1 protein-coding gene and 1 pseudogene are annotated in these 708 nt (G+C 70.5%); one reads left to right on the forward strand and one right to left on the reverse strand.

Going from position 1 to position 708, the window contains the following annotated elements; genetic code table 11:
• The first annotated feature begins 89 nt into the window (after window positions 1–89).
• Entirely contained in the window at window positions 90–455 is a 366-nt protein-coding gene (locus D3273_RS27940; protein WP_129230310.1) for a hypothetical protein, read from the forward strand.
• A 13-nt stretch (window positions 456–468) separates the two neighbouring features.
• On the opposite strand, the pseudogene D3273_RS28670 reads toward D3273_RS27940, so the two are convergent.
• Window positions 469–708, reverse strand: a pseudogene (locus tag D3273_RS28670) (hypothetical protein); the annotation flags it as partial.

The following is a 708-nucleotide window of genomic DNA, read 5'->3' on the forward strand; positions in this document are numbered from 1 at the left end:
GTCGAGCACGAGTGGCGCACGCGCCTGCCCTACACGGGCCCGTGCCGCTACGGGTGGGTGTTCTCGCGCTATGTCGGTGATCGAGCGAATTGATCGTCACCGCATCCAACGGTGGCGCTCTCTGCGGCGCCGCCTTCCTCCTCTCTATCCTTTCCCCAGCGCCCGCCGCGGCCGCCGACGATGCGCCCCCGCCGGCGTGCCGCCTCACGCCGGCCGAGTGCGCCTCGGTGCTGCGCGAGGTCGCGGTCGACGCCGAGCTGTTCGCGCAGGACCAGGACATCGTCGGACTCGGGCTGTCGCCCCAGGATCGAGCCAAGGCGCTGATGCAGCGCGACGAGGACAGGATGGCAGTGCGCTTTCACCAATTGCCCGCGTCGGTCGCGGCCGAGATCGCTCGGATTCAGGCTTGCCAGGCGCTGGGCGACGCGGCCAGTGCCGACCCACTGTGCCGGTGAGCGTCCTTCGGCCTCAGATCGCCCCCATGCACGAGAACGCGACCTTGGGCCGGTCCTTCCGGTTCAGGGTCCCCACCCGGGTGTGCCGGTCGACCGTGAACGACCAAGCGTCCCTGTAGCCCCCGCCGGGGGTGTTGAACCCGCCAGTGAATGCGACCGTCGTGTGCGACTTGAAATACCCGACCACGCCGCCGTCGTGGCGCGCGTAGTCCTGCCACCGGTCCACGACGCCGACGATCGCCGCGGGCCCGGT

The sequence above is a fragment of the Lichenibacterium minor genome (assembly GCF_004137685.1).
Classification (GTDB): Bacteria; Pseudomonadota; Alphaproteobacteria; order Rhizobiales; family Beijerinckiaceae; genus Lichenihabitans; species Lichenihabitans minor.